Annotated in this window: 1 pseudogene; it reads left to right on the top strand. The window is 59.0% G+C overall.

The annotated features are described in order from the left end of the window. Nucleotides 1–78 precede the first annotated feature (78 nt). A pseudogene (locus QMG56_RS23315) lies at nucleotides 79–261 on the top strand (flavin-dependent monooxygenase); the annotation flags it as partial.

Below are 261 nucleotides of genomic sequence, written 5' to 3'. Positions count from 1 at the left end.
CAAGAGATAGCAAAGCACTGCCCGTCTTCGGCATGGGCTCTCGGAGTGATCGGAGCCCATAACTGGGAAACGGGAGTCATGGATCCGAAAGTTGCAGAGGATCTCTGGCGTGACGACACCACTGTCCGATCTTCCTCCTCCTACGCACCATTCGGAAAGGCGAGGCGCGTGGAGGGCGGCTATGCCGTCGAAGGCCGCTGGTCCTGGTCAAGTGGCTGCGACCACGCGACCTGGGTTATCCTTGGTGCTCTTGTTGAAATG

The organism is Sphingobium sp. BS19, assembly GCF_027925545.1.
Lineage (GTDB): Bacteria > Pseudomonadota > Alphaproteobacteria > Sphingomonadales > Sphingomonadaceae > Sphingobium.
The sequence above is the reverse complement of the archived record's forward strand: the minus strand, read 5'-3'. Positions and strand labels throughout refer to the sequence as shown.